A 24,852-nucleotide genomic window follows, 5' to 3' on the forward strand; every position below is an offset into this window, starting at 1 on the left:
CGTCACTTGGACTCGGATGCCCTATATCGCAAGCCATGACCGAATATGTCACCGTCACTGAAGACATGCCGCAGGCGCGCGACGGCGCGATCAAGCTCCATGGGCCCGCAGGCTTCGAAGGCATGCGCCAGGCCGGCCGCCTCGCCGCCGAGATCCTCGACGCGCTGGTGCCGCATGTCGTCCCCGGCGTCTCGACCGAAGAGCTCGACGACATCGTCCGCAACATGACGATCGCGGGCGGCGGCGTGCCCGCGACGCTCGGCTATCGCGGCTACACGCACAGCTGCTGCATCTCGATCAACCATGTCGTCTGCCACGGCATCCCGTCCGAGCGCACGCTCAAGGACGGCGACATCGTCAACATCGACGTCACGCCGATGCTCGGCGGCTGGCATGGCGATACCAGCCGCATGTATCTGGTCGGCGACGTGCCGATCAAGGCGCGCCGACTGGTCGATGTGACCTATGAATGCCTGATGCTCGGGCTCGAACAGGCGAAGCCGGGCAACCATCTCGGCGACATCAGCAACGCCATCCAGCGCCACGCCGAGAAGCATCGCTACGGCGTCGTCCGCGATTTCTGCGGGCACGGCCTCGGCCAGGTTTTCCACGACGCGCCCGAAGTGGTCCATGTCGGCCGCCCCGGCACCGGCCCCGAACTGCGCCCGGGCATGTTCTTCACCGTCGAGCCGATGATCAATATCGGCCGTCCCGACGTGAAATTGCTCGACGACGGCTGGACCGCCGTGACGCGCGACCGCTCGCTCTCGGCGCAGTTCGAACATTCGGTCGGCATCACCGAGACCGGCTGCGAGATCTTCACCACGAGTCCCAAGGGGCTGCACAACCCGCCTTATTGAGGCGGGTTCGCGGTTCTTGCCCTCGAATAAGGCAGCCGGGCCGCCGCTGCCCATTTGGCAGGCACTTGTTAAGCCTTGCGCAGCGTGCGACCCGAGGGGCATCCCCGACTCCGCCTCTGGCACGGATGTTGCCAGACGCGCGATAGGGGAACTGCCTCATTCCTTTGGGGGAACACGTGAAAAAGATCGAAGCGATCATCAAGCCGTTCAAGCTCGATGAAGTGAAGGAGGCGCTGCACGAGGTCGGCGTCAGCGGCATCACCGTCACCGAAGCCAAGGGCTTCGGCCGCCAGAAGGGCCATACCGAGCTCTATCGCGGTGCCGAATATGTGGTGGATTTCCTCCCCAAGGTGAAGCTCGAGGTGGTCGTCGAGGATTCGCTTGCCGACCGGGTGGTCGAGGCCATCGCCACCGCCGCGCAGACCGGCCGCATCGGCGACGGCAAGATCTTCGTGATCCCGGTGGAGACCGCGTTGCGCATCCGCACCGGCGAGCGCAACGAAAACGCGATTTGACGCAGCGCAGCAACCTTCTAGTGCTGCGCCCGTAAAAGTAATTTTATTGCCCGATTCGGCGGGCAGACGAAAGAGAGCGAAAGGGCTTTAACGATGGCGAATTCGGCCAATGATGTTCTGAAGATGGTGAAGGAGCACGAGATCGAATGGATCGACCTCCGCTTCACCGATCCCAAGGGCAAGTGGCAGCACCTCACCATGGTCGCCAAGGTGATCGGCGAGGACGAGCTTACCGACGGCCTGATGTTCGACGGTTCGTCGATCGAAGGCTGGAAGGCGATCAACGAATCGGACATGATCCTGAAGCCGGATCTGGACGCCGTGTGGATCGATCCGTTCTCGGCCACCCCGATGCTGATCCTCGTCTGCGACATCGTCGAGCCCTCGACCGGCGAGCTCTACAGCCGCGATCCGCGCAGCACTGCGAAGCGTTCCGAAGCGTATCTCAAGACGCTCGGCATCGGCGACACCGTCTATGTCGGCCCCGAGGCCGAGTTCTTCATGTTCGACGACGTCCGTTTCGAGAACAGCTATGCGACGTCGTATTACGCGATCGATGACATCGAGCTGCCGGGCAATTCGGGCAAGGAATATGAAGCCGGCAATCTCGGCCACCGCCCGCGCGCCAAGGGCGGCTATTTCCCGGTCGCCCCCGTCGACAGCGCCGTCGACATCCGCGGCGAAATGGTCGCAACGATGCTCGAAATGGGCCTGCCCTGCGACAAGCATCACCACGAAGTCGCCGCCGCGCAGCACGAGCTCGGCCTGACCTACGGCACGCTGGTCGAGACCGCCGACCGCATGCAGATCTACAAGTACGTCGTGCACCAGGTCGCGCATGCATACGGCAAGACCGCGACCTTCATGCCCAAGCCGATCAAGGAAGATAATGGCAGCGGCATGCACACCCACATTTCGATCTGGGACAAGGGCAACCCGCTGTTTGCCGGCAACGGCTATGCAGGCCTCAGCGACATGTGCCTCTACTTCATCGGCGGCGTGATCAAGCACGCCAAGGCACTCAACGCCTTCACCAACCCGTCGACCAACAGCTACAAGCGTCTGGTCCCGGGCTATGAAGCGCCGGTGCTGCTGGCCTATTCGTCGCGCAACCGTTCGGCCTCGTGCCGCATCCCTTATGGTGCGGGCAGCAAGGCCAAGCGCGTCGAGTTCCGTTTCCCGGACGCGCTCGCCAATCCGTATCTTTGCTATGCGGCCTTGCTGATGGCCGGCCTCGACGGCATCCAGAACAAGATCCACCCGGGCGATCCGATGGACAAGAACCTGTACGATCTGCCGCCGGCCGAGCTGGAGAAGGTGCCGACGGTGTGCGGGTCGCTCCGCGAAGCGCTCGACAGCCTTGAGGCGGACATGGACTTCCTGCTCAAGGGCGACGTGTTCACCAAGGATCAGATCGCGGCCTATGTCGAGATCAAGCGCGCCGACGTCGCCCGCTGGGAGATGACGCCGAGCCCGGTCGAATACGACATGTACTACAGCTCGTAAGCGCGAGCGTCAGACCGACAAAAGGGGCGTCCGGAGCGATCCGGGCGCCCTTTTCGTTCGACATCGGCGCCTTGCGTCGTGCGGCGTGGCGAACTCGTCACGCCTTCGTAATGTCATTTCCACGACGTCAAACTGTCACTGAAACCGAGCCGAACTGACATTCGGCGAGGTTACGGCGCCCTCACCATCAGGGGGATCCTTCAATGACCAGCCGATTCGTCCGCAATTTCGCGGGCGCCAGCGCTTTGCGCTCAGCTTTGCACTTGCCGCGCCGGCAATAGCACAGGATGCTCCGGCTGCGTCCCCGGACGAAGCTGAAATCATCGTCACCGGATTGCGCCCGATCGCCGAATCCGAAGCATCCGCGCTCAACGTGCAGAAGAATTCGGACTCGCTGATCACCGTCGCCGCGGCGGACGGCGTCGGCCGCCTGCCCGACCAGAACATCGCCCAGGCAACCGGTCGCCTGCCGGGTGTCGCAGTCGAACGCGATCAGGGCCAGGCCCGCTATATCTCGTTGCGCGGCGCGCCGAACTATTGGACCACGCTCTCGTTCGACGGGATCAACGTGGTCAGCCCCGAAGGCCGCGACGCGCGCTTCGATTCGATCCCCTCGGCGATCGCTTCGCAGATCGTCGTTTCGAAGGCGGTCACGCCGGAAATGCCGGGCGAGACGGTGGCGGGCAACGTCAACGTGATCACGCGCTCGGCTTTCGACTACAGCGGCTTCCACTTCGCCGGCAAGGCGGGGATCGGCATCGCCGAACTGGGCGACCGCAAGCAATATGAAGGCTCGGCTGTGGTCTCGGATCGCTTCGCCGTAGGGGGCGGCGAGATCGGCGTGCTCGTCTCGGGCAGCTATTATCAGCGCGCGATGATCACCGACAATTTCGAGACCGACTACGAGCGGGTCGCCCAGGATCAGCGCCCCGGCAACCAGACGCGCTTCTGGGCGCATGAGGCCGAGAACAAGCTCTATCGCCTCACCCGCCGCAACTGGTCGGTATCGGGCCGGCTCGATTATAAGCCGGACGCGGACAACACGATCTCGCTGCGGTCGATCTACACGATCTTCAAGGACGACGAGGCCCGCGACAATTACCGCTTCGATCTCGACGACCGCCAGAACGATCTGGTGGCGAACACCGCGGCCTGCTCGACGACGGTGAACCCCACGCCCACCACCAGCGGCTATGCCGATGTCTGCATCGGCAATACGCCGCAAAAGGGCACGATCTACGGCATCGACATCCGCCAGCGCTCGACGCTGCGCGCGTTCCGCCAGTCGATCTTCACCAACACGCTGGCCGGCGACCACGACTTCGCCGAGGGCTGGCACCTGAGCTGGCTCGGCAACTACACCGAGTCGAAGGACGACCGCTCGGTCGTCGGCGAGGTCGCCTGGGACAGCCCCTCCACGCGGACTTTGCGCCCCACGGTCAGCTATGATTTCAGCGACCGCAACTTCTCGCGCCTCGCGCTCTTCACCACCACCCAGCTGACCGGCCCGACTCGCTTCCAGGCAGGCACCCCGGTGACCAATATCGACAGCTTCACCAAGCCGCCTTCGTCGCTCACCGTGCTCGACGCGATCGATACGACCAAGGCCTATACCGGCAAGCTGGTGCTTTCGCGCGAAACCGGCTTCCTGGGCAGCGAAGCGGTTTTCAAAGCGGGCTTCCAGTTCGACCAGCGCACCAAAATCGCGGACGAGAAGCAGATCCTGCTCAACACCGCGGCGCAGTTCACCACCGTTGGCCTGCCCCAGGATTTCAACCTCTTCTCGCTCGACCAGTCGTTCCTCGGCAAGATCCCGATGGGCTACACCTTCCACTATTTCGACACTGACAAGATGCGCGCGGTGTCCGATGCGGCGCGCGCCAATTTCGCCTTCACGCCCAACACTGACAACAATTACGAGGTGCGCGAACAGGTCTATGCCGGCTTCGCGATGGCTACCCTGAAATATGGCTGGGGCTCGATCCTCGGCGGCGTCCGCGTCGAGCATCTGAAGAACAGCGGCGAAGCCATTGCCACAGTCGGCACGATCAAGGGTCCGGTGAGCGCAACGTCCAGCCAGACGCTCGCTTTCCCCAGCCTGCACGTCAATTACAATCTGGACGATACCAAGAAGCTGCGCCTATCGTTCAATTCGGGCGCGGCGCGCGCCGATTATGATCAGCTTCGCCCCAATGTCGTCGTCAACGACACCAACCAGTCGATCTCGGGCGGCAATCCCGCGGTGAAGCCCGAGCGCGCATACGGGGTCGACGGCTATTTCGAATGGTATGTCCGACCGCAGGGCTATCTGATGGCTGGCCTGTTCTACAAAAAGGTCAAGGACGTGCTCTATCGTCAGACGCGCACCTTCGGATCAGGCGCATTGGACAGCAACGGCATCGACCGCTCGTCCTATACCTTCTCGGGCATCACCAATGGCGGTGACGGGCGCGTGTTCGGCGCGGAAGCCGCGGCGCAGTTCCAGCTCGAACCCTGGACCGACGATCTCGGCCTGCCCGGCTGGATGGGCGGCTTCGGCATCACCGCGAACGTCACGTTGAACGACAGCGAAGTGACCAAGCCTGCTCTGGGCGCGGTGCTCGCACGCAAGGTGCGGCTGCCCGGCACATCGGACCTCGTCTATAATATCGGCGGCTATTACGAGAAATACGGCCTGTCGCTGCGCGTCCAGTATCAGCGCCGCAGCACCTGGCTCGACGGCATCGCCGATGATCTCACCGACGGTGGCGACACCTATTGGGCGGCCGACGACGAGATGGACATCTCCGCGCGCTACGCGGTCAATCGGAATTTCGAGATTTTCCTCGACGCGTCGAACGTGCTCAACAAACCCGGCCGCCGCTATTCGGAGCCGGGCAATTTGCTGAACGCCACCGGCGTAGCGAGCCCGCGCAGCGACATCCAGACCATCGAATGGGAGCAATTCGGCCGCCGCTATTCTGGTGGCATCCGGGTGACCTTCTGATGCGCAACACGATTCAGACGACTCTGCTCGGCCTGCTGTCTTTGGCGACGGGCTGCACCGCCGCCGAGAAGCGCCCAGCCTTCTCTCCCGCGCCCACCGCTTCGGTGCAGGCGCGCGGCGAGACGGCGGCGGTGGGCACCGCCAATGCCGATGCGGCGGACGATCCCGCGATCTGGCGCAATCCGGTCGATCCGGCCGCGAGCCTGATCGTCGGGACCGACAAGAAGGCCGGGCTCTACGTCTATGACCTGGCGGGCAAGCAGCTGTCGTTCATCGACGCGGGCCGCGTGAACAATGTCGACCTGCGCGACATGGGTGCGGCCGGGATCATTGTGGGGGCGAGCGACCGTAACGATCCGCTGCGCGCCCAGCTCGCGCTTTTCCGGCTTGATCCGGTGACCCGGAAACTGACCGCGCTCGGCAAGGTCGCCGTGGGTGCGGGCGAGGCCTATGGCGTGTGCCTCTATCGCGAGGGCGACGCGCTTCAGGCTTTCAATGTCCTCAAGGACGGCACCATCAACCAGCTGGCGCTCGATCTTTCGAGCGCGGCGCCCGCGGGCAAGATCGTCCGCACCATGAAGCTCGCCACGCAGTCCGAAGGCTGCGCGGTGGATGAACGCACCCACCGGCTCTACGTCGCCGAGGAGGATGTCGGCATGTGGCACTTTGATGCGCGCGCCACCGGCAGCACCACGCCGGCGAAGATCGCCGCGGCCGATGGGATCCAGATCGTCGCCGATACCGAAGGCGTCGCGCTGGCGACTGAAGGCGACGGGAACGGTGGCTATCTGCTGGTGTCGAGCCAGGGCGACAATGCCTATGCCGTCTATCGGCTGAGCGACGAATCCTATGTCGGCCGGTTCCGGATCGGCGCAGGCAAGTTCGGCGCGACCGAGGAGACCGACGGCATCGACGTGGTGGCGGGCGATTTCGGCGTCGACTATCCCGGCGGACTGTTCGTCGCGCAGGACGGGCACAACACCCCTCGGCGCAGAACTTCAAGCTCGTCGCCTGGGCTGACATCAAGACAGCGCTCGGGCTGAACTAGCGGGCATTGCGCCGAGGCGGTTCGGAACCTAGCCTCGGCGTCATGCTTCGTCCCCTGCTCTGCGCGCTCGCACTCACCGCCGCCCTGCCCGCCTCCGCCCAGCTCAGCAGCGCCGAGCGCAAGATCGCCGCGGCGGTCGATAGCGATGCGGAAGGCACGCTCGCCTTGCTCGAGCGAATGGTGAACCAGAATAGCGGCACGCTGAATCTCGCGGGCGTACGCGCGATGGGCGAGATGCTGCGTCCCGAATTCGAAGCGCTCGGCTTCGAGGTGACATGGATCGACCTGCCCGAAACCCAGCGCGCCGGCCACTTCGTCGCCATCCATAAAGGCAATGGCCGCGGCAAGCGGATGCTGCTGATCGCGCATATCGACACGGTGTTCGAAGCGAACTCGCCCTTCCAGAAATTCCATCGCGAGGGCGACAAGGCGATCGGCCCCGGCGTGGTCGACGACAAGGGCGGGATCGCGGTCATCCTCGCCGCGCTCCGTGCGATGGACAAGGCCGGCACGCTCAAACAGGCCGACATCCAGGTGATACTCACCGGCGACGAGGAGAAGACCGGCGATCCAATCCCGCTCGCGCGGCGCGACCTGATCGAGGCGGGCAAATGGGCCGATGTCGCGCTCGAATTCGAGAATCTCGCGCGCGAAAACGGCCAGGATTTCGGCACCGTCGCACGGCGCAGCGCCAATGGCTGGACGCTCACCACCACCGGCAAGACCGGGCATGGCGGCGGTATCTTCAACGCCGAGACCGGCTATGGCGCAATCTACGAGATTGCCCGCATCCTCGATTCGTGGCGCAGCGGATTGATCGAGGAGAACCTCACCTTCAATGTCGGCGTGATCGGCGGCGGCACGCCCGCGACGATCGACAAGGACGGCGTGCGCATCGAAGCATCGGGCAAGACCAACGTGGTGCCCGCCACCGCGATCGCGCGCGGCGACCTGCGCAGCCTCACCCCCGAGCAGGACGCAGCCGCGCGCGCGAAGATGCAGGCAATCGTCGAGAAGCATCTGCCTGGCACCACGGCCACGCTCGACTTCCAGGACAACACGCCACCGATGGCCCCCACCGAGGGCAATCGCGCATTGCTCGCCCGGCTCAACAAGGCCAACCGCGACCTCGGCCTGCCCGAGATGGCCGAATTCCCGCCCGCCAAGCGCGGCGCGGCGGATTCGAGTTTCGTCGCGGCTTATGCCGACACGCTCGCGGGCATGGGCCCGAGCGGCGGCACGCTGCACGCCGAAGGCGAGTGGCTCGACATCCCCAGCATCGCGCTCCAGGCCAAGCGCAGCGCGATCCTGATAAGCCGGCTGGCACGCGAGAGGCGCTGACCCGGAACGAACCGGGCATTTGTCGCGTTCGACGCTCGCGTCGAGAGGAGAGCGGTCATGCGTCGTGCGGTGTTCGGCTCACTCCTCTTCCTCGCCGCCTGCAGCAGCGACGGCAATGGCGACGGCGCCACCCCCACGCCAACCCCGGGCCCCAATAGCCCGCCGAGCTTTACTTCGGCCGCCACGGCCAGCGTCGCCGAAAATACGGCGCTTGCCTATCAGGCCAGCGCGACCGATCCGGAGGGCAATCCAATCACCTTCTCGATCACCGGCGGCGCCGATCAGGCGCGCTTTACGATCAGCGCCGCCGGCGCACTGAGTTTCGCCGCCAACCCCAATTTCGAGCTTCCCGCCGATGCCGACGGCAACAATATCTACGCCGTCCAGCTGCGTGCCAGCGACGGCACCGCCAACGCGACGCTGGACTTGCAGGTCACAGTCACCAACAGCCGTGAAGGCATCGCCGTCCGCCGCGTGGGCACCGGCTTCGACCAGCCGATCGACGTGGCGGCGGTGCCGGGCGACAACAGCCGTGTGCTCGTCGCGGAGAAGACCGGCGGCGTCTGGTTCCTGACTCCATCCACCGGCGCGAAGGCGCTTGCCTTCCGCGTGACGGGTCTCACCACCGAAAACGAACGGGGGCTGCTCGGAATCGCGCCGTCGCCCAACTATGCCACCACCGGCGAGGTCATGGTTCATATGACCGGTACCGCAGGCACGATCTTCATCCGCCAGTGCTTCGTGCCGGGCGGAGCGTGCAACGACGTGCTGTCGATTCCGCACCCGACCAACAGCAACCATAATGGCGGCTGGATCGCGTGGGGTCCTGACGGCAATCTCTATGTCGCGGCCGGCGACGGCGGCGGAGGGGCGATCCGAACAACAATGCGCAGAATCCCAATTCGCGGCTCGGCAAGATCCTGCGGCTGGCGCGGGGCGGCGCGGGGGCTTCGTCGCGGCGCCCGGCAATCCATTCGCAGCGGGGGGCGGCGATCCCTATGTCTTCGCGCTCGGCCTCAGGAATCCCTTCCGCAATTCGTTCGACGGCAACCGGATCATCATCGCCGATGTCGGCCAGAGCGCGATCGAAGAGCTTGATCTGGCGCGCACCGATCAGCCAGGCCTCAATTTCGGCTGGCGCTTCCTCGAAGGGACCCAGCCTTTCTCCGGCACCGCGCCGGCCGGGCTGACCGCACCGGTATCGCAATATGGCCATGGCAGCGGCCCGCGCGAAGGCGGATCGATCATCGGCGGCTATGTCTATCGCGGCCCGATCACGTCGCTGCAGGGCGCCTATGTCTTCGGCGACTTCATCAGCGGCAATATCTGGACCCTTCCCGCCGCCTCGCTCGTGCAGGGATCGCTGTTCCCCGCGTCGAGCTACGAACGCCGCAATCAGGATTTCACGCCGGACGCCGGCACGATCGATCAGCTCGTATCGTTCGGTCTCGATGGCGTGGGCAACCTCTACATCGTCGATATCGCGGGCGAGATATTCGAGGTGGTTCCGGCGTAAAGCCGCGCTTCGCGCAAATGCGTTGCAGCTTGCAACCGCTGACGCCGGCCGCCATCTAGTGCGCCATACCGGAAGTTCGAATCGGAGTCGGGATGCGCAGCTATCTGAAGCACTATATCGACGGTGCCTGGGTCGAGAGCGACGGCGGCATGCGCCACGAGGTCATCAATCCGGCGACCGAGGCACCCGTCACCGAGATCACGCTCGGCTCGACGGCCGATGTCGACAAGGCGGTCACCGCCGCCAGACGCGCCTTCGAAAGCTTCTCGCGCACCAGTGTCGACGAACGCATCGCCCTGATCGAACGGGTTCTCGAAGCCTATAAGACACGTGCTGCCGACATGGCGGAAGCGATCAGCCTCGAAATGGGCGCGCCGCTCAGCCTCGCCAAATCCGCGCAGGTCGGGTCGGGAATCGGCCACCTGCTGTCCGCCGCCCGCGCGCTCGGGGAATTCCAGTTCGAGGAGCAGATCGGCAACAGCCTCGTCGTGCACGAGCCCATCGGCGTGGTGGCCATGATCACGCCGTGGAACTGGCCGCTCAACCAGGTCCTCTCAAAGGTCGCGCCCGCGCTCGCCGCGGGCTGCACGATGGTGCTCAAGCCGTCCGAGGAGGCGCCGGGCTGCGCCGCGATCTTCGCCGAAGTGATGGATGCGGCAGGCGTGCCGGCCGGCGTGTTCAATCTCGTCAACGGCGACGGCCCCGGCGTCGGCACCGCGCTTTCGCAGCACAAAGGCGTCGACATGGTGAGCTTCACCGGCTCGACCCGCGCCGGCATCCTCGTCGCGAAGAACGCCGCCGACACCGTCAAGCGCGTCCATCAGGAGCTCGGCGGCAAATCGCCATCGCTCGTCCTCGAGGGCGCCGATCTCGGCAAGGCAGTCCCGGGCACTCTGTTCAGCGTGCTGATGAATTCGGGGCAGAGCTGCATCGCTCCCGCACGCCTGCTCGTGCCAAGGTCCCTGCAGGAGCAGGCTGCTGCGATCGCCGCCGCGAATATGAAGGCCGTTCAATGCGGCGATCCTTCCGAAGAGGGCCGCCACATCGGGCCCGTCGTCAACAAGACCCAATGGGACAAGATCCAGGGCCTGATCGCCAAGGGTCTTGAGGAAGGCGCCAAGCTCGAAATTGGTGGCCTCGGCCGCCCCGACGGGATCGAGACCGGCTATTTCGTCAAGCCGACCCTGTTCTCGAACGTCCGCAACGACATGACGATCGCGCGCGAAGAGATCTTCGGCCCCGTCGTCACGATCATCCCCTATGAGGATGAGGAAGACGCGATCCGCATCGCCAACGACACCGATTACGGACTGTCGGCAGTGGTGTTCGGCGATGCCGAAAGCGTCAAGCGCGTCGCCCCGCGGCTGCGCGCGGGCATGGTCTATGTGAATGGCGGCCAGCCCGATCCGAACCTTCCGTTCGGCGGCTACAAGCAATCGGGCAACGGCCGCGAGCATGGCAAGTTCGGACTCGCCGAGTTCCTCGAGGTCAAATCGGTGGTCGGGGTCTTCGCGTAGAAAGTCCCGGTACCGGCGATCAGGCGGCAGCCCGATTGGTCAGTGCGAAGCTTCGGCATTCGAAATGAGCACGAAACTGATATTGTCGCTGCCGTCCTTCAGGAGCGCCTCGGCGAGCAACTGATCGGCCTCGCCGGCGCGCACCGGATCCAGCGAGCGGCTGAGCCCATCCGAGCAGAGCAGAATCGCTTCGCCCGCGATGATCGGGAAGGATGTGCAGGCGATCTCAACCGTGGCATCGACGCCGAGCGCGCGGGTGATGACGTGCGCGCGCGGATGATGCACGGCGTCGCTCGCATCGATCAGGCCCTGGTCGAGCAATTCCTGGACGAGGCTGTGATCGCGGGTCACCTGTTCCCAGACACCGTGCGCTGCCCGATAGGCGCGGCTGTCTCCGGCCCAGAAGATATGCGCCTCGCCCCGCGCGATGTGCAGGGCGACGATCGTCGATCCGATGACGCCTCCCGCCACGGCGCTGCGGGCGAATATCTCGTCATTTGCGCGCGCCAGGGCCACCCGGATCGCGTCGTTCGTGATCGGGGCCGGATCGTCGGCGAGATCGTGGAGCGCGGCCACGGCGAGCTCGGCGGCGATGTCGCCCCCGCGATGCCCGCCCATGCCGTCGGCGACTGCCCAGAGCGCGCGATCGGGACGATTGAGGATCCGGTCCTCATTGACCTTGCGCACGCGCCCGACATGCGTTCGCGCCGTCGACTGGTATCCGGTGGCGGCCGGTTCTCCGTGAGCGGGAGCGGACGGCACAATAGTCGCGTTCACTTGCTCTGCTCGGCCGCGGCATAAGCCTGGACGAAAGCACGATCGAGCGTCCCTTCCTCCCCTCGAGTTGCCGCGACAGATCGGCATGCCGCGCGGCGATCTCCGCAGATTGCAGCACATGCTTGCTCTTGAGCAGCGAGCCCTTCGCCGAAACCGCCGCGTCTATTTGGGCAGGATCGAAACTGGTCACCGCCTGGCGGAGCGAGGCCTGCAGCCCGGCAAAGGTCGCGATCAGATGGCGCTTGACGTCCTGCAGCGAGCCGCTGATCGCCGCGGGCCCTGACAGGAAGCCGCCGACGCCCGAGAGCAGCAAGTCGATCGCGAGGCGCTGGGTGGGCGCCCATTTGAACGGGTTGTTGCCCGAACCGCCGATCGTCGTGCGGCTGAGATTGTAGCGGCCGCGCGCGCGGTCGCGCTCGATCATCAAATCGGCGATCCCCAGCACCATTTGGCGATAGACCGCGCCCGCGCGCTCCATCACTTCGGCGGGCTCTTCGCTCGACAGCAAGGAGGCATCGAGGCCGGCGCCGCGGCAAAACGCTTCGAGCAGTGATTCGCCGTCCGACGCGGCGATCGGTTGCGCATCGGTCCAATCGGTCAGGATCGCAGTGGAGGCGCCTAGCGGTGGCGTCAGCACCATGGTCTTGCCGGTATCGGTGTCTTCGTCGTCGAGCGGCGCGCGGCTCGCGGCGATCCGGAACCGGCCCATGCGCAGCGTGAAGGGAACGCTGATCGGCACGTCGACCAGATCGGGCAGCCGATCACCGGTCTCGTCGTCGAACACGCCGTTGGTGCCGATCGGGCGGACGATCAGGCCGTCGGCCGACGCCGCGACCTCGCAATGCTCGCGCGAGAGCGCGCGGTCGGGATCGGCGATCGGCCAGTCGCACTTGGTGTCGCGGCCGATGCTGATCGCGCCGTCGCGCAACAGCCGGGCGTCGATCGGCTGGACCGAATCGTCGACATCGAAGAGCTGGAGCATGTACATTTTACGCCGCCCGCTTCGGCGCGATCTGGATGCAGGTCGCGTCCAGCGCGGGCTCCTCGGCCGCCTGCGCGCCGTTCAGCCGCGGCTCCATCTCGCTTGCCAGCCTATTGAAACCGTCGAACAGCGCGCCGATCTCGTCGCGCCGCCGGTGCGAGATGCGGGAAGCGAAACCGTTCGCGCGCGCCTCATCGAAGCTCTGCTGCAGCCGGCGCAACGGCCGCACGACCATCGCGCCACTCATATAGCCGATCACCAGCACGACGAGCATGATGATCGAGGCGAGCACGAGCAGCCAGGTTCGCGCATTCATCATCGCCGCATCGAGCGAAGTGCGCGGCAGCAGGATGTCGACCGAACCGAAATCGGCCCCGGCGTAGCGGATCGGCCGGATGAAGCGCAGCGCGCCGCCCTTGCCGTCCGGCGCGTTGGTGACGGCCGGACCGGTCGCCGCGCTCAGCCGCTGTTCGTCCATCGGCGCGGAATAATGCCGCCCGATGCGCTCGCCATCGCTCGCCGCGCGGATCGTGCCGCTCGCGTCGGTCACGACAATCCCGCGTACGCCACCGCCCTGGCTAGCCGCCGCCACGAAGGCCTGCAAAGCCGCCCAGTCCTGCTGCTCCGGCGGAAGCCCGGCATTGTCGGCGAGCAGGACTGCCGCATTCTGGGTAACGAAGGTGGCGATCGTCTCGCCCGATGTGGTTGCCATATGCTCCAACGCGCGCTGCTGACGCGTCAGGATCGTCGAGATGCTCAGCAGCAGCGCGACGAGCGTGATCGTCACCAAAGCGAGCGGCAGCTTGACCCGGATGGAAAGGCCGCGACGGACCACTGCGTCCTCGGCGTTCAACGCCGCGCCCTCGCGCTCGAGCGCCTGCACGAGTTGCGCACCGTCGGCGAAGCGCTGATCCGGCTTCTTGGCGAGCAATTTCTCGATGATCTGACGCAGCCCCGGCGGGCAATCGGCGGCGGAGCGCTCGATCGGCGCGACCTTCTCCTGCGCGATCTGCAGCGCGAGCGTGGCGAGCCCGGTGGCGTCGAATGCGCTCTTGCCGGTGAGCATCTCGTAGAGCACCGCGCCGAGCGAAAACAGATCGGAGCGCGGGTCCACGGGCAGGCCCAGCGCCTGTTCGGGGCTCATGTAGCGCGGCGTACCGATCATCTGCCCCGCCTGCGTCCGGGCCAGTTGGCCCTCGCTCTCGCCGATGCGCGCGACGCCGAAGTCCAGCAGCTTCGCGGTCTTGCCGTCCGCGGAGAGCAGGATGTTCGACGGCTTCACGTCGCGGTGCACGATCCCCAGCGAATGGGCGTAAGCGAGCGCGCCGCTGAGCTGCACGCCCAGCGCCAACACGCGCTCGAACGGCATGCGCCCCTGCGCCTGCAGCACCGCGTCGATCGGCAGCCCCTCTATGAGCTCCATTGCGATGTACGGCACGCCATCGGCCTCGCCGACGTCGTAGATGGTGGCGATATTGGGATGATTGAGCGCGCCCGCGGCACGTGCCTCGCGCAGGAAGCGGGCGCCGAGTTCCGGATCGCGGCGATAATCAGGCTTGAGCGCCTTGATCGCCACCACGCGCCCGATGTCCGGATCATGCGCGCGAAAAACGTCCGCCATCGCGCCTTCGCCGATGCGTGCTTCGATCCTGTATCGGCCCAGCTTTTCCATAACGCCTTCCGGCTCCGCCCGACCTGTGGCTTAGCGGCGGAGACTTAAGGATTTATTGTGCGCAGCCTCATTGTCGCGCGCGCACGGTGGCGGCGATCCGCTGGGCGCGCTGGAGATCGCGCAGGATCATCGCATTGCCCGGATCCAGCGCATTAGCACGCTGAAGCTGCGTCACTGCCTCTTTCACTGCCCCCGGTTGAGCGCCGCCAGCCCCGCAGAGCGCGCGCGCTGAGCCGCAGCCGGGTTCGCGGCGGGCTTTGCAGGCACAGAGGCCGGGGCGGCAGGCTTCGACCTGGGCGCCGCGGGTGCGGACCGCGACGGCCGCTCCGGCGCCGGCTGCACCTTGGGACGCGGTGGCGTTCCCGGGATGCGGATGGCCTGCCCGGCTGCCAGCGCCGAAGGGTTGACCAAGCCATTGTAGCGCGCGAGCTGGTACGCTTTCAGGCGATTGCCGAGCAGACGCTCGGCCAATTGCTCGATCGTCTCGCCGGGCCGCACGACATAGGGATAGCTGACCGGTCCCAGTTGCTCCTGCGGATCGCCCGCGATCGAATCGCGCAGCAACAGCAGTTGCGGGTTCATCGGCTCGCGCTTCAGCAATGGCTCCAGCTGCTCCCCGGCGCCCTTGGAGTCGCCCTGCATCAGCAGCGCCTGGACGCCATCGATGTCGCTTTCCGCCACTGCAACCGGCACCGGCACCGGCGCGGTCTTTGGCGGCGGCGCTTTCGAACAGGCGGCGAGCGCGAGTGCGCCTGCCAGCGCGGCAAGGCGCAGGATCGATCGGTGCTTCATGTTGCGAGCCTCTTGGAAAGGTTCATCTGGACCTGCCGCGCATCGAGTACGAGCAATGCGCGCAAGCTGGCCGGATTACGGACGAATGCCTGGAACTCCGCCCCGGTGAGCGGCGGCGAGAAATAAAAGCCCTGGAATTCCGAACAGCCGTGGCGCCGGAGCCAGAGATATTCCTCCTGCCGCTCGACGCCCTCGGCGAGGACGCGGATGCCGAGCCCGCGCGCGAGCGCGATGATGCTCTGGCAGATCGCCTGGCTGTCGCGGCGGCGCTCGACTTCGGTCACGAACTGCCGGTCGATCTTGATCTTGTCGAACGCCAAAGCCCGCAACGCCGAAAGGCTCGAAAAGCCGGTTCCGAAATCATCGATCGCGATGTGGATGCCGAGCGCGTGAAGCGCCTCGAACAGCCGATCCGCGCGATCGATATCCGCGGCAGCGGCGCTTTCGGTGAGCTCGATCTCGAGCATTCCGGCGCGCAGCGAATGCCGTTCGAGCGTACGCTTGATCAGCGTGTGGAGATCGGCACGATCGAGCTGGTGTGCCGAAACGTTCACCGCCACCGAGAGCGGGCTCTTCGCGATCCTGTGCCACTTCTTCGCTTCACGGCACGCGGCGTTGAGCGCCCAGAGCCCAACTTCCTCGATCATGCCGGCATTTTCGAGGATCGGGATGAACAATGTGGGCGAGACCATCCCACGCGCCGGGCTGTTCCAGCGCAGCAGCGCCTCGGCGCCGATTATGCGGCCGTTCGCGGCATCGACTTGCGGCTGATATCGCAATTCGAACGCGTCGTTGTTCAGCGCACCGCGCAGATCCTGCTCCAGTGCATAGCGTTCGCGCTCCGCGGCCGCCGAAATCTCATCGATCCGCTGGACTTGCAGCGGACCTTCGGTGACCGCGCAGGCCGCCAGTACACGAGCAAGCGTCGCCTGCGAGGCTTCCTCGTCAGCCGACCAGGATGCATGGTGAACGCGAACCTCGGGCAACAGCTCGCGCCCTTCGTCGTGCATCGTTCCACTAAGCGCATAGCTGATCGCGACAAGCTGCTGCCCAACCTCTTGCGCAGTCGTCTGCGGGCCGAACCAAAGCGCGAAATGCGCGCGATCGACATGCGCTACCATCCGGTCGCCCCCGATCATCCGCGTGATCCTTTCGGCGAACTGCTTGAGCGTGCGATCGGCAAGTGCAGGATCGAAGGCGCACAATCGATCGAAGTCGCTCAGCGCGATCAGCCCCAGCGTCCCCGCGCCATCGGCTTCCATGCGCGCCAGCAGCGGTTCGCGGGTCGGCAAGCGAGTCAGCGCATGGCGCTGGTCCAGACGGTCGTCATTGCTCCGAAGTCTGTCTTCAATGCAGTCGGTCGCGGAGGCCAGGATCGTCCATGCCGAGCCCTGCTTTGGTATCCTCGCGAGCTTTGCGAGCCGATCCGCCACCGCCGCCAATCGGCTGCGCACCACGAGATGCGCGCAGAGCCCCGCTGCGGCCAGTAGGCCGATCGGCCAAAGCGGCTGCCGAAACACCGCTCCAGCGACGAGCGCAGTGCCCGCCAGCAGCAAGCTGCCGGCGCGCAAAAGGGATATCGGACCGCTCCCCCGGGCAGATAACCACGGCGCATACGCGGCTTGATACCGCTGCGACTCATACGAAGGAGTTAAGGAAACACCCTTCGCACAAGCGTTTAACATAGATTTATTTACCATCCGGAACGGTGGCGCGCCAATGGACTTTCCGCCGCAACATGCGCGTGGCAAGGATCCGCGATGCGTTCGATCTTCAAGCTCGGCCTCGCCGTTCTCGCCGCCCTCCAGACCTGCACGCTCCCGATGCCCGCCGCGGCACAGACCGCGACGACGGTCGAAACGCGCGCGCCGGTGACGATCCTCATCTCGATCGACGGGTTCCGGCCGGACTATCTCGAAAAGGGCGTGACGCCGGTGCTGTCGCGGCTCGCCGCGGAAGGCGCGTTTGCGGCGATGCGGCCGAGCTTCCCGAGCAAGACCTACCCCAATCACTGGACTTTGGTGACCGGCCTGCGCCCCGATCGCCACGGCATCGTCGCCAACAAGATGGAGGATCCGAAGCGTCCCGACGAAACCTTCAATATGGCGACCGACGACCCTTTCTGGTGGAACGCCGCCGAGCCGATCTGGCTCGATGCCGAGCATGCGGGCATCCGCACCGGAACCCAGTTCTGGCCCGGCTCGAACGTCGCGATCGGCGGCCACAAGGAAAAGCCGAAGGACTGGGAGACGATCGGCGGCGAGCGGCCCTCGGACTGGCAGCAGTTCAACCAGTCGATCACCGGCGAGCAGCGCGTCAACGGCATCCTCGACTGGCTGCGGCGCCCCGCGGCGATCCGCCCCCTGTTCCTGACGCTCTATTTCGACGTCGTCGATACGGCGGGACACAAGTTCGGTCCGGGCGACGCGAGGACGCTCGAAGCCGTGGCGCAGGTCGACAAATGGATGGGCCAGCTGGTCGACGGGCTCGGCGAACTGCGCCAGCCCGCCAATCTGGTGATCGTCTCGGATCACGGCATGGCGCCGACCCAAAGCAGCCGCGTCATCGCATTGAACCAGATCGTGCCGCTCGACGATTTGGAACTGTTCGAATCGGGTACCTATGCCAGCCTGACGCCGATGCCGGGCAAGGTGGCAGCGGTCGAAAAGGCACTGCTGGGCAAGCACGCGCATTACGAATGCTGGCGCAAGAGCGAGATTCCGGCGCGCTTCCATTACGGCACCAACCTGCGGATTCCGCCGATAGTCTGCCTCGCCGAGACCGGCTGGCTGATCAACGCGAAGCCGTCCGAGAAGCGCTTCGCTGGGGGCGAGCACGGCTATGACAATTTCGCGCCCGATATGGCGGCATTGTTCATCGGCCATGGCCCGGCCTTCCGGCCGGCAAAGCTCGCGCCGTTCGACAATGTCGACGTCTATCCACTGCTGCGCGACCTGCTGAAGCTGCCCGCCAAGCCCGACATCGACGGCACCGACGCGCCGTTCAGGGATGCGCTCCGCTAGGGCTTGCCAAGTTTCGGTTTTCATCCGAAACTCATATCATGCTGTATCTGGACGATATCGAAGTGGGCATGACGCGCAGCTTCGGCCGCTATGAAGTCACCCGCGAGGAAGTGCTGGAGTTCGCCGGGAAATACGATCCCCAGCCCTTCCATCTCTCCGACGAGGCGGCCGCGCAGACCCATTTCGGGCGGCTGGCGGCGAGCGGCTGGCACACTTGCGCGATGACCATGTCGATGTTCGTCGCCGAGATGAAGGTCCATCCGCAGGCGAGCCTCGGCGCCGCCGGCGTCGACGAGCTGCGCTGGCTCAAGCCGGTCTATCCGGGCGACGTGCTGCGTTGCGAGAGCGAAGTGCTCGAAGTGCGTCCCTCACAGAGCCGCCCGGAAATGGGCAGCGTCCGCAACCGGATGACCACCTTCAACCAGAAGGACGAACCGGTGCTGAGCTTCACTGCCCTCGCGCTGATGCGGCGGCGGCCGCCGAGCGCCTAGTTGCGCCGATAGCGACGCTCGCCGCGGTCGGGGCGACGGTTACCGCGGTCCCAGTCGCGCCGCTCGCCGCGCCGGTTACCGAAGCTGCCCCAATTCTCCCGCCGATCACCGCGCCACTCGCGGCCGCGATCATACCAATAGCGCTGCTGCCCGTTGTTCCAGCGATGCGGACGGCGGTAGCGATCATAGACGTAATAGCCGGTGCCCGGATAGTAATAGTCCCCGTACCAGCCGAAATAGGAGCTCGGCCCGTAGCTGTAATAAGGGTCGTAATCGTCGTAATAGCCGCCGCTCGAATAACCGACCGAGACGCCCGAATAGCCATAGCCGTCTTCGGTGCAGGCGGCGGCGGTCAAGCCCAGCGCGATGGCCAGGCCGGCGGCGGAAATGCGGTGAATCAGCATGTGCGTCTCTCCGGCACCGTCATGGCGCTCTGGAGACGCCTGAAGGACGGCTAACCAGTTTAGAACGTCGCGGGCGGGCCGATGTTCCGGCTCAGTGGTCGTCGAACGCCACCAGCGCGTTCACGGCGATGCCGTCGCCGCGCAGCGCGTCCGCACCGCCCAGTTCGGGCAAGTCGACCACGAATGCCGCCTGGACCACTTCGGCCCCGGCTTTATGGAGCAGCCGCACCGCGGCACGCGCAGTGCCGCCGGTGGCGATGAGGTCGTCAACCAGCAGTACCCGCGCGCCGGGCGCACAGGCATCGGCGTGGATGGCGATGCGATCGGTACCGTATTCGAGTGCATAATCCTCGGCGATCGTCGCGCCGGGCAGCTTGCCGTCCTTGCGGATCAGCAGCACCCCGGTGCCCAGCTTCACTGCCAGCGCCGCGCCGAACAGGAAGCCGCGTGCCTCCACCCCGGCGACGAGATCGACCTTCCCGCCGACCGCTTCGGCCATGCGGTCGATCGTCAGCCGCAGCCCCTCTGCGTCGAGCAGCAGCGTCGTGATGTCGCGGAACAGGATCCCCGGCTTGGGGAAATCGGGGATGGTGCGGATGCGCCGCCGGATGTCGTCATTGTCGTTCGCCATGTCGTCGGCTCTCGGTTCCCAAAGGAAATCCCGCCGGGCTGGGCCGCGGCGGGACTTCGTCAGTTCGGCGATGGGGCGGGCAGCCTCAGTGCTTCACGCCCCGCCACACGGTGAGATACGCGCCATAAGCGAGGCCCGTCGCGATCAGCAGGAAGATCACCACGGCGAGGCCGGCCGCGTGGCGACGCTCCATCGTCGGCTCGGCCGTCCAGACGAGGAACGCCGAAACGTCCTTCGCCATATTCTCCACAGTCGCCGCGGTGCCGTCCGAATAGGTGACCTGATCGGCGGCGGTCAGCGGCGGGGGCATCGCGATGTTGAGGTTGGCGAAATAGGGATTGTAGTGCGAACCGTCAGGCGTCTTGGCGCCCGGGAACTTCGCCAGCAGCTCGGCAGGCTGCTTCTCCTCATACCCCGTCAGCAGCGAGTGGACATATGCCGCGCCACCATGCCGTGCCTTGGTGATCAGGCTGAGATCGGGCGGCGTGCCCGTGCCCGGATAATAGACCTTGGGGAAGCGATCCGACGGCAGATTGTCGCGCTCGCCCCACGTGCCCGCCTTGGCATCCTGCACCGGCTGCTTGAACGGCCAGTCCTTGGCGATCTTCTTCACCTCGGCTTCGTTATAGCCGATCTGCTGAAGGTCGCGGAACGAGACGAGGTTCAGCGAGTGACAGGCCGCGCAGACCTTCTCGAAGACCAGGAAGCCGCGCTGCAGCTGCTGGTTGTCGAACTTGCCGAAGGGGCCATCCGACTTGAGCGCGAGCTCCTTGGGATGGTGATGGAATTCCTCCTCGGCGGTCGGCTGCGGCGGATCGGTGATCCAGCTCGAGACGGTACCGAACAGCGCGAGCGCCAGGACGAAGATGAAGGCGCCACCGACAAGGAATTTGATCGAGCGCAGGAACAGCGGAAGCATGTTTTCGATACCCCTTTACGCGCTCAGCGCCGTTTCGCTCATCCGCGAGCCGCTCTTGTCGCCCAGCACTGCCTCGGTGATCGAGTTGGGCAGCGGCTTTGGGCGCTCGAGGCGCGAGATGATCGGCACGATGATCAGGAAGTGCGCGAAATAATACATCGCGGTGATCTGGCTGAGCAGCACGATCCCCGGCGTCGCGGCCGAACCGCCGCAATAGCCCAGCACCAGCACGTCCACCACGAGCACCCAGAAGGCGACGCGATAGGCCGGGCGGAAGTTCGCCGAGCGCACCGGCGACTTGTCGAGCCAGGGCAGGAAGAACAGCAGCAGGATCGAGCCGAACATCGCGACCACGCCCCACAGCTTCGCCGGGATGATGAAGTCCGCGGTGAAGGCGCGCAGGATCGCGTAGAACGGCCAGAAATACCATTCGGGGACGATGTGCGCGGGGGTCGAGAGCGGGTTGGCCGGGATGTAATTGTCCGGATGGCCCAGATAATCGGGGAAGAAGAAGATCAGCGTCGCGAACACGATCATGAACACGCCGACGCCGAAGCCGTCCTTCGCGGTGTAGTAAGGATGGAACGGAACGGTGTCCTGCTCGCCCTTCACTTCCACGCCGGTCGGGTTGCCCGAGCCGGGGATGTGCAGCGCCCAGATGTGGAGGATCACGGCGCCCGCGATCACGAAGGGCAGCAGATAATGGAGCGAGAAGAAGCGGTTGAGCGCGGCGTCGTCCGGCGCATAGCCGCCGAGCAGCCAGATCCGGATCCAGTCGCCGACCACGGGAATCGCCGAGAAGAAGCCGGTGATCACCTGCGCGCCCCAGAAGCTCATCTGCCCCCAGGGAAGCACATAGCCCATGAACGCCGTGGCCATCAGCAGCAGGAAGATCACCACGCCGATCAGCCACACCATCTCGCGCGGCGCCTTGTACGATCCGTAATATAGGCCGCGGAAGATGTGGATATAGACCACGGTTAGGAACATGCTGGCGCCGTTGGCGTGCGCGAAACGCAGGAACCAGCCCGCATTCACGTCACGCATGATGCCTACGTTGACGCTCTCGAACGCGCCGGCGGCCGAGGAGTGGAAATGCATCGCGAGCACGATGCCGGTGACGATCTGGACGACCAGCGCCACGCCGGCGAGCACGCCGAAGTTCCAGAAATAATTGAGGTTGCGCGGCACCGGATAGCCGGCGCCGACCGCGTTATAGACGAAGCGCGGCAGCGGAAGACGGCTGTCGATCCACTGCGTCAGCGGGTTCTTGGGTTCGTAATGGCGTGCCCAGGGAAGCTCATCTGCGTCTATCCTCAACCGACCACGACGACAGTGTCGGACGTGAATGCATATTCGGGAACCTCGAGGTTCTTCGGCGCGGGACCCTGACGGATGCGGCCCGCGGTATCATAGGCCGAGCCGTGGCAGGGGCAGAAATAGCCGCCGAAGGGGCCGCGATTCTCGCCCTCGCCCGCACCCAGCGGCACGCAGCCGAGATGGGTGCACACGCCCAAGGTGATCAGCCAGTTGGTATGGCCTTCCTTGGTGCGCTGCTCCAGCGTCTGCGGATCGCGCAGGCTCGACACGGGGACCGCGTCGGCCGCGGCGATCTCTGCCGGCATGAGATTGCGCACGAACAAGGGCTGCTTGCGGAAGCTCGCCTTGATCGCCATTCCGGGATCGATCTTGGAGAGATCGATCTCTGTGGTCGACTGCGCGAGCACGTCGGCGGAGGGGTTCATCGAATTGATCAGCGGCAGCACGGTGACGCCCGCGCCTACGCCTGCGAACGAAACGGCGGCGATCGTGAGATAATCGCGGCGGCGCGGGTTCTCGATCACTTCGCCTGGTGGGACCACGGTCTGGGTCGGGGAAACACCGTCTTCAAGCGTTGCCATGCTTCAGCCCTTGCACTTCGAACAATCCGCGAGGAACGCGCGGCTTAAGAGGACGCAGGCGCATACGCGCCCAGAGCCGCCCGGTGCCCCCGGTGGCTTGGGCGGCCTGATAGACGCGGGGAAGCTGCTTTGCCAACAGGGATTTTGAACCGCGGGTGACTGCAAGGTGTCGGGGAGCCGATAGCCCACCGAAAGGTTGGCAGGAATCGCGATGCCAACCGTTTGGTTGGTTTCGAAAAGAGCGGATTTGCGCGGTTTCGGGCTTTTCCGGCACCGCGCAGGTTGACACTAGCTTGACTCGTTTGCGCATGTGTGAGTCAACCGACGTGCGGAGATGCGGTTCGAAATCCGGCCCAGCCGTATCGACTTCAACAAACTTACGCCCCTCCCTGCGAGGGAGGAGGAAGAGTCGAATGTCGATGCGGCTCAGGTCCATGTGCGGACGAGAGCAGAGCAAATCCTACATTACCAGTGCTCGTCGCAGATTGACCCGCTCCCCGGCTCAATCGCCCTGCACGTTCAGGATGAACTCGCACATCAGGGCGGCGCATTCCTGAGCGTGCGTCTCCAGCAGCAAGTGCGCCGCGTCGTAGATGTGCATGTCCAGGCGATCGAGCTCGCGGGCATAAGCGAGCACCTCCTCGATTTCGAAATACGGGTCGTGCCGCCCCCAGAGCAGGAGCGCGGGCGGCTGATGATCGCGATGATAGGCCGATATCTCCGGAAAGCGGGCGACGTGGCGGCCATAATCGGCGAAGATCCGGAACTGTATCTCGACCAGCCCCGGCCGGCGCATCCGTTCCCAATCGAGATGCCAGCCCTCGGGCGGGAAAAGCGGCTCGAGCCGATCCGGGATGTCACCGACATAGGTGTGCCGCACACCCTCGAAATCCAGCCATTCGGGAAGTTTCGCGCGATTCTCCGGCGTGGGATCCGCCCAATAGGCCTTGCTCGCGTCCCAGGTCGGGCCGAGGCCCTCCTGATGGGCATTGCCGTTCTGGATGACGAGTCCAAGCACCCGATCGGGCCGCGCCAGCGCCAGATAATAAGCGACCGGTGCGCCGAAATCGTGGACGTAGAGGAAGAACCGATCGAGCCCGATCTTGCGCGTCAGGGCGTCGATCGTCCGCGCCATGGCCTCGAACGTGTACGGATAGTCTTCGGGCGCCTCCGTGAAGCCGAACCCGGGCAGATCGGGCGCGACGACCCGCGCCACTTCCGCCAGCGGGCTGATCACGTCGCGGAAGCCGTACGATGAGCTGGGCTGGCCGTGGAGCAGCAGGACACCGGGCGCATCGCGCCGTCCCGCCTCGCGATAGAACAGGTTCACGCTGTCGACTTCGACCGTGCGGTGCCTGCCCTTCTGGATATTCAGCATGCCGCCTTCCTTTCGCGGCGGGGAACGCACGGGAAGGTATAAGGATCATGACAGGGTGACGCGCGCAGCCGTGGCCGCTAACTCCGGCCGACCATGCGCATCGCTTTGTTCCAGCCCGATATCGCCGGCAATGTCGGCACGATTCTCCGCCTCGGCGCGTGCGTGAACGTGCCCGTGGACCTGATCGAGCCGATGGGCTTCCCGTGGAGCGATCGCGCATTGGCACGCGCGGGCATGGACTATGCCGCGCAGGCCGAAGTCCGGCGCCATGCCGACTGGGACGCATTTGTGGCGCAGGTCCCGGGCCGAATCATCCTGCTCACCACCCGGGGCGGCACACGGCTCGACGAGGCGCGGTTCGCGCCCGGCGACACGCTCCTGCTCGGATCGGAAAGCGCGGGCGCGCCCGATTTCGTCCATGCCCGCGCCGATCTCGCGCTGCGCATTCCGCTCGCGCCGGGATTCCGCTCGCTCAACGTCGCGATCGCAGCAGGCATGGCGCTGGGCGAGGCGCTGCGCCAGACCAGCGGCTGGCCCGCCTGAGTCTCAGAAGTACAATCTGTCCACTCGACACGCTTCCCCGCCCCCGCTTA

At 65.3% G+C, this 24,852-nt stretch carries 22 protein-coding genes and 1 pseudogene; 12 read left to right on the forward strand and 11 right to left on the reverse strand.

Annotated elements, in window-relative coordinates:
- The first annotated feature begins 35 nt into the window (after positions 1 to 35).
- From map to PIB19_RS10390, 9 genes and pseudogenes are all read left to right on the forward strand, one after another.
- Positions 36 to 860 carry a type I methionyl aminopeptidase gene (map, locus tag PIB19_RS10350; RefSeq protein WP_271240742.1) on the forward strand — a complete coding sequence of 275 codons (825 nt, stop codon included), beginning with the start codon at positions 36 to 38 and terminating at the stop codon, positions 858 to 860.
- Between the two features lie 176 nt (positions 861 to 1,036).
- Positions 1,037 to 1,375: a P-II family nitrogen regulator gene (locus tag PIB19_RS10355; protein WP_271240743.1), complete on the forward strand. Its 339-nt coding sequence runs from the start codon at positions 1,037 to 1,039 to the stop codon at positions 1,373 to 1,375.
- A 93-nt stretch (positions 1,376 to 1,468) separates the two neighbouring features.
- Positions 1,469 to 2,881, forward strand: a complete 1,413-nt coding sequence (glnA, locus tag PIB19_RS10360) for a type I glutamate--ammonia ligase (protein WP_271240744.1) — start codon at positions 1,469 to 1,471, stop codon at positions 2,879 to 2,881.
- 334 nt (positions 2,882 to 3,215) lie between these two features.
- Positions 3,216 to 5,867, forward strand: a complete 2,652-nt coding sequence (locus PIB19_RS10365; protein WP_271240745.1) for a TonB-dependent receptor — start codon at positions 3,216 to 3,218, stop codon at positions 5,865 to 5,867.
- Positions 5,867 to 6,915, forward strand: a pseudogene (locus PIB19_RS10370) (phytase). The gene PIB19_RS10365 and the pseudogene PIB19_RS10370 overlap by 1 nt, the downstream one beginning before the upstream one ends.
- Before the next feature lie 42 nt (positions 6,916 to 6,957).
- The gene (locus PIB19_RS10375) at positions 6,958 to 8,256 is read left to right on the forward strand and encodes a M20/M25/M40 family metallo-hydrolase (protein WP_271240746.1); all 1,299 of its coding nucleotides are present in this window, start codon (positions 6,958 to 6,960) and stop codon (positions 8,254 to 8,256) included.
- Positions 8,257 to 8,313: 57 nt separating this feature from the next.
- Positions 8,314 to 9,354, forward strand: coding sequence for a PQQ-dependent sugar dehydrogenase (locus PIB19_RS10380; protein WP_271240747.1), 1,041 nt, complete (start codon positions 8,314 to 8,316; stop codon positions 9,352 to 9,354).
- 253 nt (positions 9,355 to 9,607) lie between these two features.
- Complete coding sequence (locus PIB19_RS10385; protein ID WP_271240748.1) at positions 9,608 to 9,772, forward strand: hypothetical protein; 165 nt, start codon at positions 9,608 to 9,610, stop codon at positions 9,770 to 9,772.
- A 92-nt stretch (positions 9,773 to 9,864) separates the two neighbouring features.
- On the forward strand, positions 9,865 to 11,289 hold the full coding sequence (locus tag PIB19_RS10390; RefSeq protein WP_271240749.1) for an aldehyde dehydrogenase family protein: 1,425 nt from the start codon (positions 9,865 to 9,867) through the stop codon (positions 11,287 to 11,289).
- 39 nt (positions 11,290 to 11,328) lie between these two features.
- On the opposite strand, the gene PIB19_RS10395 is transcribed toward PIB19_RS10390, so the two are convergent.
- The 5 genes from PIB19_RS10395 to PIB19_RS10415 form a co-directional block, all read right to left on the reverse strand.
- Entirely contained in the window at positions 11,329 to 11,976 is a 648-nt protein-coding gene (locus PIB19_RS10395) for a PP2C family protein-serine/threonine phosphatase (RefSeq protein WP_271240750.1), read from the reverse strand.
- A complete protein-coding gene (locus PIB19_RS10400) occupies positions 11,960 to 13,048 on the reverse strand; it encodes a type VI secretion system-associated FHA domain protein (RefSeq protein ID WP_271240751.1) in 1,089 nt (362 codons plus the stop codon). Before PIB19_RS10400 ends, PIB19_RS10395 begins: the two co-directional genes overlap by 17 nt.
- Positions 13,049 to 13,055: 7 nt before the next feature.
- Positions 13,056 to 14,669 carry a protein kinase domain-containing protein gene (locus tag PIB19_RS10405; protein WP_271240752.1) on the reverse strand — a complete coding sequence of 538 codons (1,614 nt, stop codon included), beginning with the start codon at positions 14,667 to 14,669 and terminating at the stop codon, positions 13,056 to 13,058.
- 234 nt (positions 14,670 to 14,903) lie between these two features.
- Entirely contained in the window at positions 14,904 to 15,512 is a 609-nt protein-coding gene (locus PIB19_RS10410) for a LysM peptidoglycan-binding domain-containing protein (RefSeq protein WP_271240753.1), read from the reverse strand.
- Positions 15,509 to 17,197, reverse strand: a complete 1,689-nt coding sequence (locus PIB19_RS10415) for a putative bifunctional diguanylate cyclase/phosphodiesterase (RefSeq protein ID WP_271240754.1) — start codon at positions 17,195 to 17,197, stop codon at positions 15,509 to 15,511. The genes PIB19_RS10410 and PIB19_RS10415 overlap by 4 nt, the downstream gene beginning before the upstream one ends.
- A gap of 75 nt (positions 17,198 to 17,272) precedes the next feature.
- Here PIB19_RS10415 and PIB19_RS10420 point away from each other — a divergent pair, with 75 nt between their 5' ends.
- A complete protein-coding gene (locus PIB19_RS10420) occupies positions 17,273 to 18,535 on the forward strand; it encodes an alkaline phosphatase family protein (protein WP_271240755.1) in 1,263 nt (420 codons plus the stop codon).
- A gap of 38 nt (positions 18,536 to 18,573) precedes the next feature.
- Entirely contained in the window at positions 18,574 to 19,026 is a 453-nt protein-coding gene (locus PIB19_RS10425; RefSeq protein ID WP_271240756.1) for a MaoC family dehydratase, read from the forward strand.
- On the opposite strand, the gene PIB19_RS10430 is transcribed toward PIB19_RS10425, so the two are convergent.
- From PIB19_RS10430 to PIB19_RS10455, 6 genes are all read right to left on the reverse strand, one after another.
- Positions 19,023 to 19,430, reverse strand: a complete 408-nt coding sequence (locus PIB19_RS10430) for a hypothetical protein (RefSeq protein WP_271240757.1) — start codon at positions 19,428 to 19,430, stop codon at positions 19,023 to 19,025. The genes PIB19_RS10425 and PIB19_RS10430 overlap by 4 nt on opposite strands.
- Positions 19,431 to 19,521: 91 nt before the next feature.
- Positions 19,522 to 20,061 carry an adenine phosphoribosyltransferase gene (locus tag PIB19_RS10435; RefSeq protein ID WP_271240758.1) on the reverse strand — a complete coding sequence of 180 codons (540 nt, stop codon included), beginning with the start codon at positions 20,059 to 20,061 and terminating at the stop codon, positions 19,522 to 19,524.
- A gap of 85 nt (positions 20,062 to 20,146) precedes the next feature.
- On the reverse strand, positions 20,147 to 20,980 hold the full coding sequence (locus PIB19_RS10440; protein ID WP_271240759.1) for a cytochrome c1: 834 nt from the start codon (positions 20,978 to 20,980) through the stop codon (positions 20,147 to 20,149).
- A gap of 15 nt (positions 20,981 to 20,995) precedes the next feature.
- Positions 20,996 to 22,294 carry a cytochrome b gene (locus tag PIB19_RS10445; RefSeq protein WP_271240960.1) on the reverse strand — a complete coding sequence of 433 codons (1,299 nt, stop codon included), beginning with the start codon at positions 22,292 to 22,294 and terminating at the stop codon, positions 20,996 to 20,998.
- Between the two features lie 2 nt (positions 22,295 to 22,296).
- The gene (gene petA / locus PIB19_RS10450) at positions 22,297 to 22,881 is read right to left on the reverse strand and encodes a ubiquinol-cytochrome c reductase iron-sulfur subunit (protein ID WP_271240760.1); all 585 of its coding nucleotides are present in this window, start codon (positions 22,879 to 22,881) and stop codon (positions 22,297 to 22,299) included.
- A gap of 502 nt (positions 22,882 to 23,383) precedes the next feature.
- Entirely contained in the window at positions 23,384 to 24,259 is an 876-nt protein-coding gene (locus PIB19_RS10455; RefSeq protein ID WP_271240761.1) for an alpha/beta fold hydrolase, read from the reverse strand.
- 93 nt (positions 24,260 to 24,352) lie between these two features.
- Here PIB19_RS10455 and PIB19_RS10460 point away from each other — a divergent pair, with 93 nt between their 5' ends.
- Entirely contained in the window at positions 24,353 to 24,802 is a 450-nt protein-coding gene (locus PIB19_RS10460) for a tRNA (cytidine(34)-2'-O)-methyltransferase (RefSeq protein WP_271240762.1), read from the forward strand.
- Positions 24,803 to 24,852 lie beyond the last annotated feature (50 nt).

The organism is Sphingomonas sp. 7/4-4 (genome assembly GCF_027941955.1).
Lineage (GTDB): Bacteria > Pseudomonadota > Alphaproteobacteria > Sphingomonadales > Sphingomonadaceae > Sphingomonas.

Bases quoted from the DNA above. Each gene is read 5' to 3' on its own strand.
- PIB19_RS10400 (WP_271240751.1), bottom strand. From the start codon at position 13,048: ATGCTCCAGCTCTTCGATGTCGACGATTCGGTCCAGCCGATCGACGCC.
- PIB19_RS10425 (WP_271240756.1), top strand. From the start codon at position 18,574: ATGCTGTATCTGGACGATATCGAAGTGGGCATGACGCGCAGCTTCGGC.
- PIB19_RS10440 (WP_271240759.1), bottom strand. From the start codon at position 20,980: ATGCTTCCGCTGTTCCTGCGCTCGATCAAATTCCTTGTCGGTGGCGCC.
- petA (WP_271240760.1), bottom strand. From the start codon at position 22,881: ATGGCAACGCTTGAAGACGGTGTTTCCCCGACCCAGACCGTGGTCCCA.
- PIB19_RS10410 (WP_271240753.1), bottom strand. From the start codon at position 15,512: ATGAAGCACCGATCGATCCTGCGCCTTGCCGCGCTGGCAGGCGCACTC.
- PIB19_RS10375 (WP_271240746.1), top strand. From the start codon at position 6,958: ATGCTTCGTCCCCTGCTCTGCGCGCTCGCACTCACCGCCGCCCTGCCC.
- map (WP_271240742.1), top strand. From the start codon at position 36: ATGACCGAATATGTCACCGTCACTGAAGACATGCCGCAGGCGCGCGAC.
- PIB19_RS10430 (WP_271240757.1), bottom strand. From the start codon at position 19,430: ATGCTGATTCACCGCATTTCCGCCGCCGGCCTGGCCATCGCGCTGGGC.
- PIB19_RS10380 (WP_271240747.1), top strand. From the start codon at position 8,314: ATGCGTCGTGCGGTGTTCGGCTCACTCCTCTTCCTCGCCGCCTGCAGC.
- PIB19_RS10435 (WP_271240758.1), bottom strand. From the start codon at position 20,061: ATGGCGAACGACAATGACGACATCCGGCGGCGCATCCGCACCATCCCC.
- PIB19_RS10390 (WP_271240749.1), top strand. From the start codon at position 9,865: ATGCGCAGCTATCTGAAGCACTATATCGACGGTGCCTGGGTCGAGAGC.
- PIB19_RS10415 (WP_271240754.1), bottom strand. From the start codon at position 17,197: ATGTTAAACGCTTGTGCGAAGGGTGTTTCCTTAACTCCTTCGTATGAG.
- PIB19_RS10420 (WP_271240755.1), top strand. From the start codon at position 17,273: ATGCGTTCGATCTTCAAGCTCGGCCTCGCCGTTCTCGCCGCCCTCCAG.
- PIB19_RS10460 (WP_271240762.1), top strand. From the start codon at position 24,353: ATGCGCATCGCTTTGTTCCAGCCCGATATCGCCGGCAATGTCGGCACG.
- PIB19_RS10455 (WP_271240761.1), bottom strand. From the start codon at position 24,259: ATGCTGAATATCCAGAAGGGCAGGCACCGCACGGTCGAAGTCGACAGC.
- glnA (WP_271240744.1), top strand. From the start codon at position 1,469: ATGGCGAATTCGGCCAATGATGTTCTGAAGATGGTGAAGGAGCACGAG.
- PIB19_RS10405 (WP_271240752.1), bottom strand. From the start codon at position 14,669: ATGGCGGACGTTTTTCGCGCGCATGATCCGGACATCGGGCGCGTGGTG.